This window comes from Halorubrum lipolyticum DSM 21995, assembly GCF_000337375.1.
In the GTDB taxonomy this organism is placed as follows: Archaea; Halobacteriota; Halobacteria; order Halobacteriales; family Haloferacaceae; genus Halorubrum; species Halorubrum lipolyticum.
Genome location: NZ_AOJG01000013.1, coordinates 54679 through 69584, shown reverse-complemented (window position 1 = coordinate 69584; position 14906 = coordinate 54679). Strand labels below are relative to the sequence as shown.

18 protein-coding genes are annotated in these 14906 nt (G+C 70.8%); 11 read left to right on the top strand and 7 right to left on the bottom strand.

From position 1 onward, the window contains the following. Window positions 1-117 precede the first annotated feature (117 nt). The 6 genes from C469_RS05910 (at window position 118) to C469_RS05885 (ending at window position 1983) form a co-directional block, all read left to right on the top strand. The gene (locus C469_RS05910) at window positions 118-384 is read left to right on the top strand and encodes a hypothetical protein (protein ID WP_008004716.1); all 267 of its coding nucleotides are present in this window, start codon (window positions 118-120) and stop codon (window positions 382-384) included. A 4-nt stretch (window positions 385-388) separates the two neighbouring features. Beyond that, window positions 389-523, top strand: a complete 135-nt coding sequence (locus C469_RS05905) for a DNA-directed RNA polymerase subunit P (protein WP_004049526.1) — start codon at window positions 389-391, stop codon at window positions 521-523. Between the two features lie 42 nt (window positions 524-565). Beyond that, window positions 566-850: a KEOPS complex subunit Pcc1 gene (locus tag C469_RS05900; protein WP_008004714.1), complete on the top strand. Its 285-nt coding sequence runs from the start codon at window positions 566-568 to the stop codon at window positions 848-850. Window positions 851-964: 114 nt separating this feature from the next. Continuing rightward, complete coding sequence (locus C469_RS05895) at window positions 965-1348, top strand: prefoldin subunit beta (protein ID WP_008004713.1); 384 nt, start codon at window positions 965-967, stop codon at window positions 1346-1348. 6 nt (window positions 1349-1354) lie between these two features. After that, window positions 1355-1654 (top strand): DUF3194 domain-containing protein, encoded by a 300-nt coding sequence (locus C469_RS05890; RefSeq protein WP_008004712.1) that lies wholly within the window; start codon window positions 1355-1357, stop codon window positions 1652-1654. Window positions 1655-1785: 131 nt separating this feature from the next. Then, window positions 1786-1983, top strand: a complete 198-nt coding sequence (locus tag C469_RS05885; protein WP_008004711.1) for an HVO_0649 family zinc finger protein — start codon at window positions 1786-1788, stop codon at window positions 1981-1983. 28 nt (window positions 1984-2011) lie between these two features. Here the strand turns inward: C469_RS05885 and C469_RS05880 are convergent, their stop codons facing one another. From C469_RS05880 to C469_RS05865, 4 genes are all read right to left on the bottom strand, one after another. After that, window positions 2012-2566, bottom strand: coding sequence for a GMP synthase subunit A (locus tag C469_RS05880; protein ID WP_008004709.1), 555 nt, complete (start codon window positions 2564-2566; stop codon window positions 2012-2014). A gap of 121 nt (window positions 2567-2687) precedes the next feature. Beyond that, window positions 2688-4151 carry a tRNA pseudouridine(13) synthase TruD gene (gene truD, locus C469_RS05875; protein ID WP_008004707.1) on the bottom strand — a complete coding sequence of 488 codons (1464 nt, stop codon included), beginning with the start codon at window positions 4149-4151 and terminating at the stop codon, window positions 2688-2690. Then, complete coding sequence (gene pth2 / locus C469_RS05870; RefSeq protein WP_008004706.1) at window positions 4152-4490, bottom strand: peptidyl-tRNA hydrolase Pth2; 339 nt, start codon at window positions 4488-4490, stop codon at window positions 4152-4154. 134 nt (window positions 4491-4624) lie between these two features. Next, window positions 4625-5425 carry a bacteriorhodopsin gene (locus C469_RS05865; RefSeq protein WP_049911079.1) on the bottom strand — a complete coding sequence of 267 codons (801 nt, stop codon included), beginning with the start codon at window positions 5423-5425 and terminating at the stop codon, window positions 4625-4627. 208 nt (window positions 5426-5633) lie between these two features. On the opposite strand from C469_RS05865, the gene C469_RS05860 reads away from it, so the two are divergent. The 4 genes from C469_RS05860 (at window position 5634) to C469_RS05845 (ending at window position 10431) form a co-directional block, all read left to right on the top strand. Beyond that, the gene (locus C469_RS05860) at window positions 5634-6059 is read left to right on the top strand and encodes a plastocyanin/azurin family copper-binding protein (RefSeq protein WP_008004704.1); all 426 of its coding nucleotides are present in this window, start codon (window positions 5634-5636) and stop codon (window positions 6057-6059) included. An 87-nt stretch (window positions 6060-6146) separates the two neighbouring features. Further along, a complete protein-coding gene (locus C469_RS05855) occupies window positions 6147-6974 on the top strand; it encodes a sulfite exporter TauE/SafE family protein (protein WP_008004703.1) in 828 nt (275 codons plus the stop codon). A gap of 1 nt (window position 6975) precedes the next feature. Next, window positions 6976-9516, top strand: coding sequence for a heavy metal translocating P-type ATPase (locus tag C469_RS05850; protein ID WP_008004702.1), 2541 nt, complete (start codon window positions 6976-6978; stop codon window positions 9514-9516). A gap of 129 nt (window positions 9517-9645) precedes the next feature. After that, entirely contained in the window at window positions 9646-10431 is a 786-nt protein-coding gene (locus C469_RS05845; protein WP_049911078.1) for an aldo/keto reductase, read from the top strand. A 276-nt stretch (window positions 10432-10707) separates the two neighbouring features. On the opposite strand, the gene C469_RS05840 is transcribed toward C469_RS05845, so the two are convergent. Together C469_RS05840 and C469_RS05835 are read right to left on the bottom strand one after the other, a co-directional pair. Continuing rightward, window positions 10708-10941: a hypothetical protein gene (locus C469_RS05840; protein WP_049911070.1), complete on the bottom strand. Its 234-nt coding sequence runs from the start codon at window positions 10939-10941 to the stop codon at window positions 10708-10710. A 151-nt stretch (window positions 10942-11092) separates the two neighbouring features. Further along, window positions 11093-12997: a S9 family peptidase gene (locus C469_RS05835; RefSeq protein ID WP_008004696.1), complete on the bottom strand. Its 1905-nt coding sequence runs from the start codon at window positions 12995-12997 to the stop codon at window positions 11093-11095. A gap of 140 nt (window positions 12998-13137) precedes the next feature. Between C469_RS05835 and C469_RS05830 the strand changes: the two genes are divergently transcribed. Next, complete coding sequence (locus C469_RS05830; protein WP_008004694.1) at window positions 13138-14187, top strand: glycosyltransferase; 1050 nt, start codon at window positions 13138-13140, stop codon at window positions 14185-14187. Between the two features lie 29 nt (window positions 14188-14216). Here the strand turns inward: C469_RS05830 and C469_RS05825 are convergent, their stop codons facing one another. Continuing rightward, the gene (locus C469_RS05825; RefSeq protein ID WP_008004692.1) at window positions 14217-14849 is read right to left on the bottom strand and encodes a halocyanin domain-containing protein; all 633 of its coding nucleotides are present in this window, start codon (window positions 14847-14849) and stop codon (window positions 14217-14219) included. Window positions 14850-14906 lie beyond the last annotated feature (57 nt).

Genomic DNA, 14906 nt, shown 5'->3' with positions numbered 1-14906 from the left:
CCGCGTCGCAGTCGATCCGTCGCGGATCCCGGGCCTCGGACCCGATCGGCTCGTCGTCGCCGCTGACGCCCCCGACTCGTAGCCTTTTTACCCGCGCTGGCGGTAGACGGACTCACTATGGCTGAGGACAAGGCACGAAGCACCGGTAGCGCGGGCCGATTCGGCGCCCGTTACGGCCGGGTCTCCCGCAAGCGGGTCCAGGACATCGAAGAGGAGATGCAGAACGCCACCGTCGACGGCGACGACGTCACGCGCAAGGGTACAGGCATCTGGGTCAACGAGGAGACCGGCGAGACGTTCACCGGCGGCGCGTACCGCCCCGAGACGCCCGGCGGTCGCACCGTCCGCCGCTCCATCCGCGCCGCGCTCGCCGACGAGGAATAAGGCGATGAGCTACAAGTGCTCCCGCTGTAAGCGCGACGTCACCCTCGACGAGTACGGCGGCGTGCGCTGCCCGTACTGCGGCCACCGCGTCCTCCTGAAGGAGCGCGGCGGCGACGTGAAGGAAGTCAACGTCGAGTAACTCCCCGTTCCGATCTCGCACCGTGGCTTCCGATCTCGCACCGTGACTTCCGACCCCGTCACCGCGACCGCCGACCGCGCGCACGGGACGGTCCTCTCGTTTCGCTACCCCTCCGAGCGGCGCGCACGCCTCGTCGGCGACGCGCTCGAACCCGAGGTCGGCGAGATCGACGACGCCCGCTCCGCCGCGACCGTCTCCCGGGACGGCGACGCGGTCCGGGTCCGCGTCGTCGCCGACGACCTCGTCGCCCTCCGAGCCGGGATCAACAGCTGGTCGCGGCTCGTCGAGGTCGCCGAGCGCGTCGTGGGAGACCGCGATCGGGAGTAGCTCCGACCACCTGAGATACCGACGTTCCGGGGCTGTACCCGGGGAATCGGTCGTCGTCGGAGAAGTCGGGGGTTTTTCTGTCCGGACCGTCTCGTTTCGCCCATGCAAGGGAACATGCCGCCCGAGGCACAGGAGAAGATCGAGGAGCTTCAGGAGCTGCAGGAGACCGCACAGCAGGTCGCCGAGCAGAAGGAGCAGGCGCAGTCCGCGCTCAACGAGTCCAAGACGGCCCTCGACGCCCTCGAGGACGTCGACGAGGACGCCGGAATGTACCGCGAGATCGGCGAGGTCCTCGTCGAGACGGACTACGAGTCCGCCTACGACGACCTCGAGAACAAGGTCGACTCCCTCGAAGTCCGGACCGAGCAGCTCGAGAAGCAGGAGGAGCGCGTGCAAGAGCAGTTCGACGACCTGCAGAGCGAGCTCCAGCAGATGCTTCAGGGCGGCGCCGGCGGCGGCCCGATGGGCCCGGGCGGTCCGGGCGCGGGCGGCGCGTAAGCGCCGATGTCGAACGAATCGACCGACGGACCGACCGACGACTCACGTGACGCCGGCGACGGGGACGCCGACGAGCCCGCGGACGAGGAAGTCGTCCGCACCGCCGCGGAGGCGGCCGAGGGCGTCGTGTTCGCCCACTACGACCAGTCGGCGGTGACCGATCTGGACGTGACGGTCACGTTCGAGGAGGGCGTCCTCGACGTCGACGTCTACCTGAACGCCCCCGACGACCCCGACCCTGACGCCGTCGCGCGCGAGGCGGCCGAGACCGCCGGCGAGGCGGTCGACGAGCTGTTCGAGGCGTAGGCGGCGTCCCGTATTTTCGGGTCGTTTCGATGGCTACCGACGGCGAGCGACGCGCACACCGGTAGCGCCGTCCGTGACCGCACCGTCGCTGATCGATACTTATTACTCATTTCCTTGTGTAGTGGTACCGCATGTCATCCAGCTACGGCGGTACGTCGGCCTTCGATCGGCTCCGCGCGCGGCTCGACGGGCGCCCCCACGCCTGCGAGGAGTGCGGGTTCGTCGACGAGGAGGGGGCGTGGGAGGCGGCGACGACGGGCGCGACCGTCGAGTACCGTCGGGAGTGTCCGAGTTGCGGCACCGAGCGCGTTCGACGGTACCGGCTTTAAAAGGGGAGAACTGGCCGAAGGCGGTCGCCTACGCCGACTCGCAGATCGCGACGAAGTTCTCGAACACTTCCTCGCCGCGCTCGGTGTGGGCGACCTCGGGGTGCCACTGGACCCCGTACAGCCCCGCCTCGGGGTTCGACATCGCCTCCACGTCGCAGACGTCGGAGGTCGCGGTCCGGACGAACCCCTCGGGGACCTCGGTCACCTCGTCCGCGTGGGAGGCCCAGACGCGCGTCTCGGGAGCCAGCGAGCCGACGAGCGGGTCCTCATCGTCGACGATCTCCACGTCGACGTCGGCGTAACCGCCGTAGTCGCCGCCGCCGACCGCGCCGCCGCGCTCGACCGCGATCAGCTGCATCCCCAGGCAGATGCCGAGGACGGGAACGTCGAGTGCGAGGTAGTCGGGCGCGTTGCCGACGCGGTCCATGTCGGGACCGCCGGAGAGGACGATCCCGTCGGCGTCGAGCTCCGCGGGAGGCGTGTCCGCCGAGACGATCTCGGTGTCGACGCCCACGTCGCGGAGCGCCCGCCGTTCGAGGTGGGTGAACTGGCCGTGGAGGTCGATGACGACGATCCGGGTCATGGCGCCGATTGGCGGCTCCCGCACAAAAACGGCTCGGAACGGAGCGCAGTATCGTGGTGGTTTCTGCCGATCAAATCGACTGATAATGCACGAATACGGATCGATATACGGCGCGCGCCGCTCAGAGGTCGAGCGGCCCGCTCTTCGTGAACTCCCGGAGCAGCACCGTCGCGTACGACCCGCTCGGGAGCGCGAACGCGAACCGCGGGTCGCCGTCGTCGAACGTCACGTCGAGGTCGCTCCGGAGGAGGACCGCCCGCCGGGTGCCAGACGAGTCGAACTCGCCGGGGAGCGCGAAGTCGCCGGGCTCGATCCCGGCGTCGGCGAGGACCTCGCGCTCGATCTCGCCGGGCTCGCCGGCGCCGAGGTCGGTCTCCGTGCCGACGAGGGGCGCGGTGACGAACGCCCGCCCGCGCTCGCAGTGGCGGGTGACGACGGAGACTCGGTCCTCGTCGACCCGCTGGAGCCGGTCCGTGTCGGGCGCGTACAGCTCCTCGGGCGCGTCGGCGTCGGCGAAACAGACCACGTCGCCGGCGACGGGCCGGTCGAACGGGATCCCGCGGCGCAGGCGTTCGCTCAGCATCCGATTGAAGAGGAACGACTGGGCCGCGTTGACGAAGAGCCGCTGGAGGTTCGAGGGGACCGCCTCCAGCGCGTGCCGCCAGTCGTCGTGCGCCGGGGGCGCGTCGGGAGCCACGTCGCGCTCGGCGAGCCGGTGGACCATCGAGCGCTCGAACCGGAGCTTGCCCGGGATCGCGTCGAGGCAGGCCTCCCAGTCGCCGTCGCCGGTGCCGTCGGCGGCGGGACCGTCACCCGGGCCGTCCCCGCCGACCCCGAACGCGGCGTCGACCCGGCCGCGCGCGGCGCGGGTGTCGTCCGGCTCCGTCTCCGAGGGGTTGCCGGCGTACAGCCGCACCGCCTCGCGGAAGTCGTCGCGGACGACCGCGAGCCCGACGCGGTGGGTGACGGGCCGCCGGCTCCCGAAGCGCTGCTGGCCGAAGTAGTTGGGGACGCCGACGGTGGCGTCGCCGTCGATCGGTTCGATCGCCGCCGATTCCCCCGCGTCGCCGCCGAACGCCCGCAGGTCGCTCACCACGTCGGCGACGCGCTCGCGGGCTTCGGGGACCGCGTCAGCGACGCGGATCTCGAAGGCGTTGCCCGCGAGGTCGCCGAACGAGAGCCCGCGCCCGGCGCGGCCGAGGGGCTCGATCTCGGCGCCGCGGATCTCCGGGAGGTCGCCGGGGTCGACCCCGCGGAGCGTGAACAGCTGGGTGGTGACGGCCCGTTTGTCCTTCGTCCCCGCCCACGAGACGCGCTCGCGGCTGATCTGAAGCGCGTCGGAGATCCGTCGCGCGAAGTCGTTCGTGTCCCAGTCGCGGAGGGTGACGCGGACGACGAGCTCGGGGTAGCTCCCCGTGTCCGCGCCGAGCGGCTCCGGCTCGAACGCCTCCAGCTCGCGGACGCGGAAGTCCTCGGGGGACTGGCGGAGCCGGCCGCCGATCCCGTCGGCGTCGCTGACGTAGTAGTCGATGCCCGCGGCGCGCTCGGCCGGATGCGCCTCGCGGAGGGTGTCGGGGGATGCCATCTAGTACAGCGAGAGGTCGCCGGTCACGCGGTCGACGGTGTCGTCGCGGGCGGGGCCCACGGCGAGCGCGGTGACGGTCCCCGGCTCCAGTTGGGTGTGACCGGCGTCGCGGACGATCGCGTACGGGATCCCCTCCTTGTCGGCCTTGTCGGCCAGCTCGAACAGCTGGCTCTCGGAGTCGCCTTTGAGCACGATCTTCTTCTGTCCCTCCCCCTGCCACTTCTTGCGGGCGCGCCGCCCCGCGTCCTGGTACGCCGACAGCGACGCGTGCGCGACCTGCGCGGCGAGTTTCCCCTCGCCCATCCCGATGTCGGTGCGGGCGACGATGGCCTGTTTCATGTCCCGTACCACCGCCGCCGCGGGTTTAGCGCTTTGCTCTCGCTCGCCACGCCGTCGGCGGGCGTCGGCTGGCGGGCGTCGGGACTACTTAAAAAGCCCGCGAGGCGAGGAGGCGACCGCGTCGTCAGTCGCCGTCAGTCGTCGGCCGGCGCCGCGCCGCTGCGCGAGACCGAGCCGAGGCCGGACGCCATGTCGGCGACGGTGCGCTCGTTGTCAGCGACCCACCGGAGCAGGAGGAACGCGAAGAGGTACTTCGCGATGATGTCCATCCCGCTGTAGGCCCACGAAGTGATGGCGACGTCGAGCACCGCGAGGCCCTCGGCGCCGAGCGCCCAGAAGATCGGGTAGCCGAGCCACAGGACCACGGTGAGGACCTTCAGCGTGTTGAAGATCTCCGCGGTGCCGGCGATCTCGGCGTCCTCGGCCCACTCGGCGAGCAGGATGTAGAGGACCACGACGAAGAACGCGCAGCTGATGACGTACCAGACCCACCGCAGCAGGTAGGAGGACGTGGTCAGCGCGGCCGCGAGGCCCGTGACGCACATCCCGATGTCGGCCGTGACGGCCGTGAACAGCTTCGTCATGTTCGACCCGGCGAGCAGGCCGAGCGCGATGAGGATCATCGGCGTCGACAGCGCCCACGTGAGATACCGGCCCCATGGGGTGAGGACCTCTTGGCCGGCCAGCGCGTGTCCGGCCGGCATCTCGAGGAAGCTCACGGTGAGCCCGGACACGAGTCCGGTGTAACTCGAGATCGACACCAGCGGAACCATCATGGCGGCAACGAAGATGAGTTGCGCTCGCGGGTCCTCCAAGTTCCGTCCCATGTAGAGGAACAGGAGGATCGAAAGGCCCGCGAGGGCGATGTTTATCCACAGCGACGAGGCCAAGAGCCCGTTGTCTTGGATCGCTTGGAACACCTCGGTCTGGGTCATTTCGAGCGGGACGATACCCTGGGTGAGCAGGTCGACCGCGGCTATCTCTAACATACTACGGTGCACTGTTGGTTCTATTTCGAGTAAACGACATGACCTGACACGTATGGGTCGGCGCCGCTCGCCGCCTCGGTGAACCGTCGCCGACCCGTTCCCGCGCAGTGAGGCGAACCGCGGTATTCAAACGCGTGAGGCCCGGAGTTGGAGTATGCACCGCAGACGGTTCCTCCGACGGGTCGCGGCGGCCGGGGGCGTCGCGGCGACGACCGCCCTCGCCGGCTGTTCGGGCGTCGGCGGCGAGCCCGATTACGACGTGGGGATGGTGGCCGACGGGTACCGCCCGGCGGAGCTGACCGTCTCCGTCGGCGACACCGTCGTCTGGGAGAACACGAGCGCGCGGACCCACACCGTCACCGCCTACGAGGGCGGGATTCCGGAGGCGGCCGACTACTTCGCCTCCGGCGGCTTCGACGGCGAGCAGCCCGCCCGCGACGCGTGGAGCGACGACTTCGGCGGCGCGTTGGAGAGCGGCGACCGATTTTCGCACACCTTCGAGGTCGCCGGCCGCTACGACTACGTCTGTATCCCGCACGAGACGGGCGGGATGTACGCGACCGTCTTCGTGGAGGAGTGACGTGCGCCGTCCCCGCCGCGAACCGTCGAGCCCGCGCCCGACGAAACCCATTAGCGCGCGCGACCCGAACTCCGGATGACTCGACTCATGGACCTCTCGACGCTTCTCGGGACCGACGTCCTGCTGTTCCTCGCCATCGGACTGCTCGGCGGCGCCCACTGTATCGGGATGTGCGGCCCGCTCGTCACGGTGTACGCCGGCCGGATGCGCGAGGGGAGCGAGCGCGCCGACGGCGGGTCGCCCACCGCCGGCGCGACCGACAACCGACGCGGGAGCCACCTGACCACGTATGAGGTCCGCCAGCACGCGCTGTTCAACCTCGGACGCGCGACGAGCTACGCGCTCATCGGCGCGGCGCTCGGCGCGCTCGGCGGGGTCGTCCTCGTCACGACCGCGACGCTGACGGGCGCAGCGGAGGCGGTCCGCGGCGTCGTCGGGCTCGGCGTCGGCGCAGCCGTGATACTCGTCGGGGTCCGATACGCCCTCGGCGGCGCGACCGGCGGGATCCACCTCCCCGGGCTCGGCCGCGTCACCGACTGGCTCACCGGTCACGTCGACCGGCTCGCGAACGGTCCCGGGATCGTCGGGCTCGGCGCGGTCCACGGGCTGCTCCCCTGTCCGATCCTCTACCCGGCGTACCTCTACGCGTTCGCCAGCGGCTCCGCCGTCAGCGGGGCGCTCGCGCTCGGCGCGCTCGGCGTCGGCACGATGCCGGCCGTCTTCCTCTACGGCACCGTGATCGAGAGCGTCGACGCGGTTCACCGCCGCCGGGTCCACCGCCTGCTCGGCGTCGCCTTCGTCGCGCTCGGCTACGTCCTGTTCGCGCACGGGCTGATGTCGGTCGGGATCCACGTGCCGCACCCGAGTCTGCCATTCTGGAACCCGCTCGACGCCGGGATGATGGGGGGTATGTGAGATGAGCGCGTCGTCGCCCGCCGACCGGCCCGACGACGAGGCGCCCGACTGCACCCTCTGTGAGCTGCCGACCGAGGGCGTCGACGTGGCCGACGACGACGGCAACGAGTTCTGCTGTACCGGCTGTCGGGACGTGTACGAGACGCTCGGCGACGTCGACGTCGACGCCGAGGCGGTGCGCGAGCGGCGCCGGGATGGCGAGGCCGGGGGAGAGACCGGGGCCGACGAGGCCGCGGTCCCCGCCGACCACGAGGCGACGTTCCTCGAGGTCGACGGGATGCACTGCGCCACCTGCGAGGCGTTCATCGAGACGGTCGCCACGCGGACCGACGGGGTCAGCGCCGCCAGCGCGAGCTACGTCACGGACACGGTGCGGATCGACCACGATCCCGACGCGGTCACCACCGACGACCTCTCGGAGGCGGTGAGCGGGCTCGGCTACAGCGCGTACGACCGCGACGACGCCTTCTCGCGCCGGCAGGCGGACAACATGGCGACGGCGCGGCTCGCGGCCGGCGTGCTCGTCGGGATGGCCGTCATGCTCCAGTACATCGTCATCATCTACCCGACGTACTTCGCGTTCCCCTTCTACAACGAGCGCACCCTGGAGTACCTCAACCAGGCGATGGCCTCCTCCTCGGGGACGTACTTCTTCATCGTGATCGCCGTGCTGACGACGGTGGTCCTGTTCGTCACCGGGAAACCGATACTCAGGGGCGCGTACGTCAGCGCGAGGACGCGGTCGCCGAACATGGACCTCCTCGTCGCGATCGCGGCGGTGAGCGCCTACGCCTACAGTACGCTCGCCGTGATCTTCGTCGAGTCGCCGTCGGTCTACTACGACGTGACCGTCGCGATCATCGTGATCGTCACCGTCGGCAACCACTACGAGGACTCGATCAAAACGCGCGCGACCGAGCTCCTCTCCGACCTCACCGCGGTGCAGGTCGACAGCGCCCGGCGGCTGGTCGGTGAGGGGGATAGAAGCGAAACCGAGGAAGTCGCCATCGACGACCTCTCCCCCGACGATCGACTGCTCGTGCGCGCCGGCGAGCGGGTCCCGGTCGACGGCGAGGCGGTCGCGGGCGACGCGGCCGTCGACGAGTCGGTCGTCACGGGCGAGTCGATGCCGGTCCGGAAGACGCCCGGCGACGCCGTGGTCGGCGGCTCGGTGGTCGCGGACGGGTCGCTGACGGTCGCGGTCGGGCCGGACGCGACCTCAAGCCTCGACCGCGTCGCCGAGCTCGTCTGGGACCTCCAGAGCGGGAACCACGGGGTCCAGAAGCTCGCCGACCGGCTGGCGACCGTCTTCGTCCCGGTCGTCCTCGCGGTGGCCGTCGTCGCCGCCGCGGCCAACCTCGCGCTCGGCAACGGGGTGACGGAGGCGATGCTCGTCGGCCTCACGGTGCTCATCGTCTCGTGTCCCTGCGCGCTCGGGCTCGCGACCCCGCTCGCGGTCGCCGCCGGGATCCGCGACGCGCTCGAGCGCTCCATCGTGATCTTCGACGACACCGTCTTCGAGCGGCTCCGCGGCGCAGACACCGTCGTCTTCGACAAGACGGGGACGCTCACCACCGGCGAGATGCGGGTGATCGCGGCCGACATCGACGACGACCTGCTCCGGCTCGCCGCCGCCGTCGAGGAGCGCTCGGCGCACCCGGTCGGTCGGGCCATCGCCGCGGCGCGCGAAGGCGACGGCGCGCTCGGGGGCGCCGGCACCGCGTCGGACTCGGGCGCCGCGTCGCCCGCGGTCGCCGACGGCGGAGAGGTGGAGCCGGCGGAGACCGCCGCCGACGGCGCCCTCGCAGTCACCGACTTCGAGAGCCACGCTCGGGGGGTCTCCGGGGTCGTCGACGGCGTCGAAGTCGTCGTCGGGCACCCCGGCCTGTTCGACGAGCGCGGGTGGGCGGTCCCCGACGAGGTCCGCGAGGCGGTCTCGGCGGCCCGAGACGTGGGCCGGGTCCCGGTCGCGGTCGGCCGCGACGGCGCCGCGGAGGGGGTCGTCGTGGTCGGCGACGAGCTGCGCGAGGGGTGGGAGGAGACCGTGACCGAACTCGCCGACTCGGGCGTCGAGGTGGTCGTGCTGACGGGCGACGACGAGCGCGCGGCGACCGTCTTCAGCGAGCACGACGCTATCTCGTCGGTGTTCGCGGGCGTGCCGCCGGAGGGGAAAGCCGAGACGGTCGAGCGGCTGAAGGCGCGCGGGCGGACGGTGATGGTCGGCGACGGTACCAACGACGCGCCCGCGCTCGCCGCGGCCGACCTCGGCGTCGCGCTCGGCGGCGGGACCGCGATGGCGGCCGACGCGGCCGACGTGGCGATCGTCGACGACGACCTCGGCTCCGTGGCGACCGTCTTCGAGCTCTCGCGGGCCGCGGGCCGGCGCGTGAAGGGGAACATCGGCTGGGCGTTCTGCTACAACGCGGTCGCCATCCCGCTCGCGGTGACCGGCCTTTTAAATCCGCTCTTCGCCGCGGTCGCGATGGGCGCCTCCAGCCTGCTCGTCGTGACGAACTCCTCGCGGGCGCTGCTCGACGACTGACCGGTCGCGCTCGGGGGTCGCTCCTCCGCGACACCGACCACCGGGACCGCAAGCGACTTTCGGCTCACGCGACTACCCCCGCGTATGTCACAGGAACCGCAGTCCGTCGACGTACCGACGACCGACGGGATGCCCGTGCTCGGGCTCGGGACGTGGAAGAACGACGACCCCGCGCAGTGTACCGACTCCGTCAAGACCGCCCTCGAGGCGGGCTACCGCCACGTCGACACCGCCCAGATATACGGCAACGAGGCCGCCGTCGGGAAGGGGATCGCGGCCGCCGACGTCGACCGCGACGACGTGTTCCTCGCGACGAAGGTGTGGATCGACAAGCTCGCGCCCGAGGACGCGGCCGCCTCGACCCGCGAGAGCCTCCAGAAGCTCGACACCGAGTACGCCGACCTGCTGTACGTCCACTGGCCGTCCGGCGCGTACGACCCCGAGGAGACGCTGCCCGCGTTCGCGGAGCTCCGCGACGACGGCCTGATCGACCGGATCGGGGTCTCGAACTTCGACCCCCACCACCTCGACGCCGCGACGGACGCCCTCGGCGAGACGCCGTTCGCGAACCAGGTGGAGATGCACCCGCTGCTCCGCCAGGAGGAGCTGCGCGAGTACGCCGACGCCGCCGACATCGAACTCGTCGCCTACTCGCCGCTGGCCCGCGGGAAAGTCTTCGACGACCCGACCGTCGCCGAGATCGCCGCGAAACACGGCGTCAGCGCGGCGCAGGTGAGCCTCGCGTGGCTCCGCGAGAAGGGCGTCACCGCGATCCCGAAGGCGACCGGCGAGGACCACCTCCGCGACAACCTCGCGAGCCTCGGGCTCGAACTGGACGACGAGGACATCCGGCGAATCGACGATATCGACCGAACCGATCGCCAGATCAATCCCGACTTCGGCCCGAACTGGTAAGCGAGCGACGAGTCTCTTTAAATAACTGCGGTGGCGCGTGCCTCCGAGCGGCCACCGGGCGCGAGTAGGGAGAGAGCTCGCGCCAGGTCGTCGGACTACGTCCGGCGATGACGCTGGGGAGGCGTGAGGTGCTGTGCGGGGCTTTGTAGATGTTCGCCGCCGATCCATCGTTGGAAGCCGTTTATAAGCGATCAGCTACTTATTCTGAAAAACTCGCTGACGATCGCCGTCGGCGATTTATAACCGTGCGAACGACAATTCCTCGTCTAACGAACCTTACGCGTCGGTTTCGGGCTTTGCGAACCCGACGCCGCCGGCGAGGATCGCCGTTCCGGCGAGGATGGTCGCACCGAGCACGACGAACCCGTCCTCCGGATTCAGCCCGGCGATCGCCGCTGCGAGGTCCACGACGAACACCGTGACGAACAGGCTCAGGACGGCGAACGCGAGCATGACGAACCCAGCGAGCAGTGCACTAGCCAGCGATCCGAACGCATCGAGAATCCCCATAACGGGCGGTAATTCGCTGCCTTATTTAAATAGGTGGCTGTCTTTGAGCGATCGAGTCAGGGAGTTGATCGTCTCACGGCGAACGGCTGTTTCAAATGCGACGCCACGCCGGTGTGAAGTCGCGATCCGAACTCTCCCTCGAACACCGGCCTCAGACGTGCTCCGCGAGGAAGTCGACGACCGCGCGGTAGGCCTCGATCCGGTTCTCCAGCTTCGCGAAGCCGTGCCCCTCATCGTCGAAGATCAGCTTGCGCACCGGAACGCCCTGCTCGCGCGCCCGCTCGACGATCTGCTCGGCCTCGCCGACGGGCACCCGCGGGTCGTTCGCGCCGTGGAGGACGAACAGCGGCGACTCGATCGCCTCGATGTTGTTGATCGGCGAGATCGACTCCAAGAACTCCCGGTCGTCCGCCAGCGACCCGTACTCGGCCTCTCGCAGGGAACGGCGCCAGTCGCCGGTGTTCTCCAGGAAGCTGACGAAGTTCGCGATGCCGACGATGTCGATACCGGCGGCCCACAGCTCGGGGAACTCGGTGAGCGCCGCGAGCACCATGAACCCGCCGTAGGAGCCGCCCATGGCGACGACGCTGTCGGGGTCGACCTCGGGGTGGTCGTGGAGCCACTCCACGCCCGCCCGGACGTCCGCCACCGAGTCCATCCGCTTCTCCACGTCGTCGAGCGCGGCGTACGCCTTGCCGTACCCCGACGACCCGCGGACGTTCGGCTCGAAGACGGCGTAGCCGTTGTTCAGCAGGTACTGCTTGACCGAGGCGAAGGAGGGCCGGCGCTGCGACTCCGGGCCGCCGTGGATGTCGACGACGACGGGGTAGCCGGATTCGGGCGGCTCCGTCTCAGGGACGGAGAAGAACGCGGGGATCTCCCGGCCGTCGAAGGTCGGGTAGTGGACGAGCTCGGGCTCGACGAACGTGTCCGGCGGGATGCCGGCCGTCGAGGCCGCGGTCCAGCGCTCCGTCTCGCCGGTCGTCGCGTCGACGACGTGGACGTTCGCGTTGTGGGTGCTCCCGGTCGCGGTGATCGCGAAGCGGTCCCCGTCGGGACCGAAGCTTACCCCGCCGGCGACCCCTTCGGGGAGGTCGGGAGTCGGGAACGGGTCGATCCGGTCCGGTTCGACCAGCTCGCCGACCGTGATCTCGGTGTAGCCGTCGACGTTGCGCGAGTAGACGACGCGGCGGGACTCCTCGTGAACCGCGACCCCGTCGACGTTCCAACCGTCGTCGCCGCCGGGCTTCGCGGGGGTCGCGCCCGCCGCGTCGCCCGCCTCGTCGCCCGTATCGTCCGCGTCGCCCGCGCCGGTCCCGCGTTCCGAACCTTCCCCGGACGCGACGACCGAGAACTCGCCGCTCGCGAGGTCGAGCCGCTCCAGGCGCAGCGTGTCGCTGTCGCGGTCGGTGACGAGGTAGAGCGCCTCGCCGTCGGGGCCCCACTCCGGGCTGCCGTACCGCACGTCGCCCTCGTGGGGCGTGTGGTGGGCCAGCTCGCCGTTTGCGAGGTCGAGCGTGTACACGTCGTGGTCGAACGACGAGTGCGCCTCGTGGACGATCAGTCGGTCGTCGCTCGGCGACCAGCCGGCGACCGAGAGCCAGCCGTCGCCCTCGTACACCAGCTCGGCGTCGCCGCCGGTCGCGTCGCGCTCCTGCACGTACACGTCGAAGACGGCCTCGTCGCGCCGGTTCGAGGCGAACGCGAAGCGGTCGCCCTCGGAGTCCCAGCCGCCCCAGCGGTGTTTCGCCTCCGGGCGCTCCGTGAGGTCGGTGATCTCGCCCGACTCGTAGCTGAGCAGGTAGAGCTGGGCGCGCTCGTTGCCGCCCTCGTCCATGCCGAAGACGGCCTCCGCGCGCTCGGGCGAGGAGTCGACGAACGACACCGACTCCTCGAAGAACGTGTGCTGTTCGGGCCACCCGAGCGGCTCGTCGAGCGACCACACCTGTCCGGTGCCGGTCGTGTTCAACAGGAAGGAGAGCCGTCCGTTGGGTCCGAGGTCCGCCCCGCCGGCGTTTCGTACGTTGAGGTAGCGCTCGATGTCGTACCGGTGCATGGGGTCCGGTTCCGCGCGCTGTGTGAAACCGTTTCGGGTGGGGGAACCGGTCGCACGGCCGCGACCCGCGCGTTCGGCCGCGTCGCCCTCTCCCGGCGGATGCCGTGTCTTTTTATCCGCCCCAGCCGTCCGGTCGGCGTATGCGCGTCGCGTTCGTCTCGCTTTTCGCACCCGGCCACGGCGACACGCCGGCGCGGTCGCGGACGCGACGGATCGCTCGGGGGCTCGCCGAGCGCGGCCACGACGTGGTCTGGCTCTGCGCCCGCTGGTGGGGCGGCGACCACGACGCCTTCGAGGACGACGGGATCGCCTACCGGTCGGTGACCGCCGAGCCGTCGCCGTCGGCGTTCGCGGCGCGGCTCCCGCTCGCGCTCCGCCGGGTCGACCCCGACGTCGTCCACGCGGTCAACACCCCGCCGACGCCCGGGATCGCCGCGACGGTCGCGGGGACCCTCTCGCGGACCCCCGTCGTCGTCGACTGGTGGCGCGACCACCCCGCCGACTCCCGGCGGCGGTACCGGCTCCTCGCTCGGCGGGCCGACGCGGTCACGACCCCTTCCCGGACGACCAAGACGCGGGTCCGCGAGCACGGCGCCGCCGGCGAGAACGTGCGAGTGATCCCCGAGAGCATCGACTTCGGCCTCGTCGAGTCGGCGGGCGTCGACGACCGGTTCGACGCGGTGTACGCCCGGCGGCTGGACCGCCACGCCAACGTCGAGACGTTCCTGCTCGGGCTCGCGGAGCTCCGCGGTCGAGACTGGACCGCCGCGGTCGTCGGCGACGGCCCCGAGCGCGCCCGGATCGAGTCGACGGCGAGCGACCTCCGGATCGACGACCGGGTGTCGTTCCTCGGCGACCTCCCGCTCCGCGAGCGGATCGAGCTGTTCAAAGGGACGCACGTCGCGGTGGCGACGGCGACGTGGGAGACGTTCGCGACCGATCTGCTGTGGGCGCTGGCGTGCGGCTGCGTCGCCCTCGTCGAGTACCAGGCGGACTCGAGCGCCCACGAGCTCGTCGAGGGCCGCCGGCGCGGGCGACTCGTCACCAGCCCGGCCGAACTCGCGGACGAGTTCGTCGCCGTCGGCGACCTCGACAGGAAGTCCGTCGAGCGCGACTTCGCGTCCTACGACCACGACGCGGTGCTCGACCGGGTGATCGAGGAGTACCGCGGGCTCTCGAACGGGGAATAGCGCCGAAAACGAGCGGGCGCGACGAGCGGCTACTCCTCGTCTCGCGTGATCGTGCCGCCGTACTTCATGAAGACGAACGCGAGCCCGAGCGTGCTCGCCATCGCGACGAACGTCGCGACGCTGAGCGCGCGGGCGCCCTGCGGGACGAACACGGCGTCGGAGCCGCCGCCGCCGGTCGATTCGGTCTCGATGTCCTCGCCGACGGCGAGGCCGCCGTGCATGCCGGTCGTGGTGTGCGGCACGCAGTGGTAGTGGGTGATGCCCACGTCATCCTCGCTCGTCTCGTACTCGTAGGTCTCACCTTCTTCGCCGATCGGGTCGCCGCTGTCGAGGGCCGCCGGGCCGCCGTCCTCGACGGTTTGGACGTTGTGGGCGCCGCCGTTGCCGGTCCACTCGAACGTGACCGTCGTGCCGGTGTCGACCCACAGCAGGGTCGGGTTGAACGCGAGCCCCTGGTCGCCCGCGCCGACCTCGACCGTGACCTCGCTCTCGCCGCGGGCGTCCTGGTACTCCCCGCCGTTCCCCTCGGCTCCGCTCGGCCAGACCGGCTGTTCCTCCTGTGCCGCCGCGGTTCCCGCCGTCGCCGCCGTCGCCCCCGCGACGCCCGCCGCGCCGCCGGCGGTCCGGATGAACGTGCGCCGAGAGACGTCGTCCGTGCTCATACACCCCGGTTCGTGACGGCCTGTAGTGAATATGTTGATCCGAGCGTGCTCTCCTGT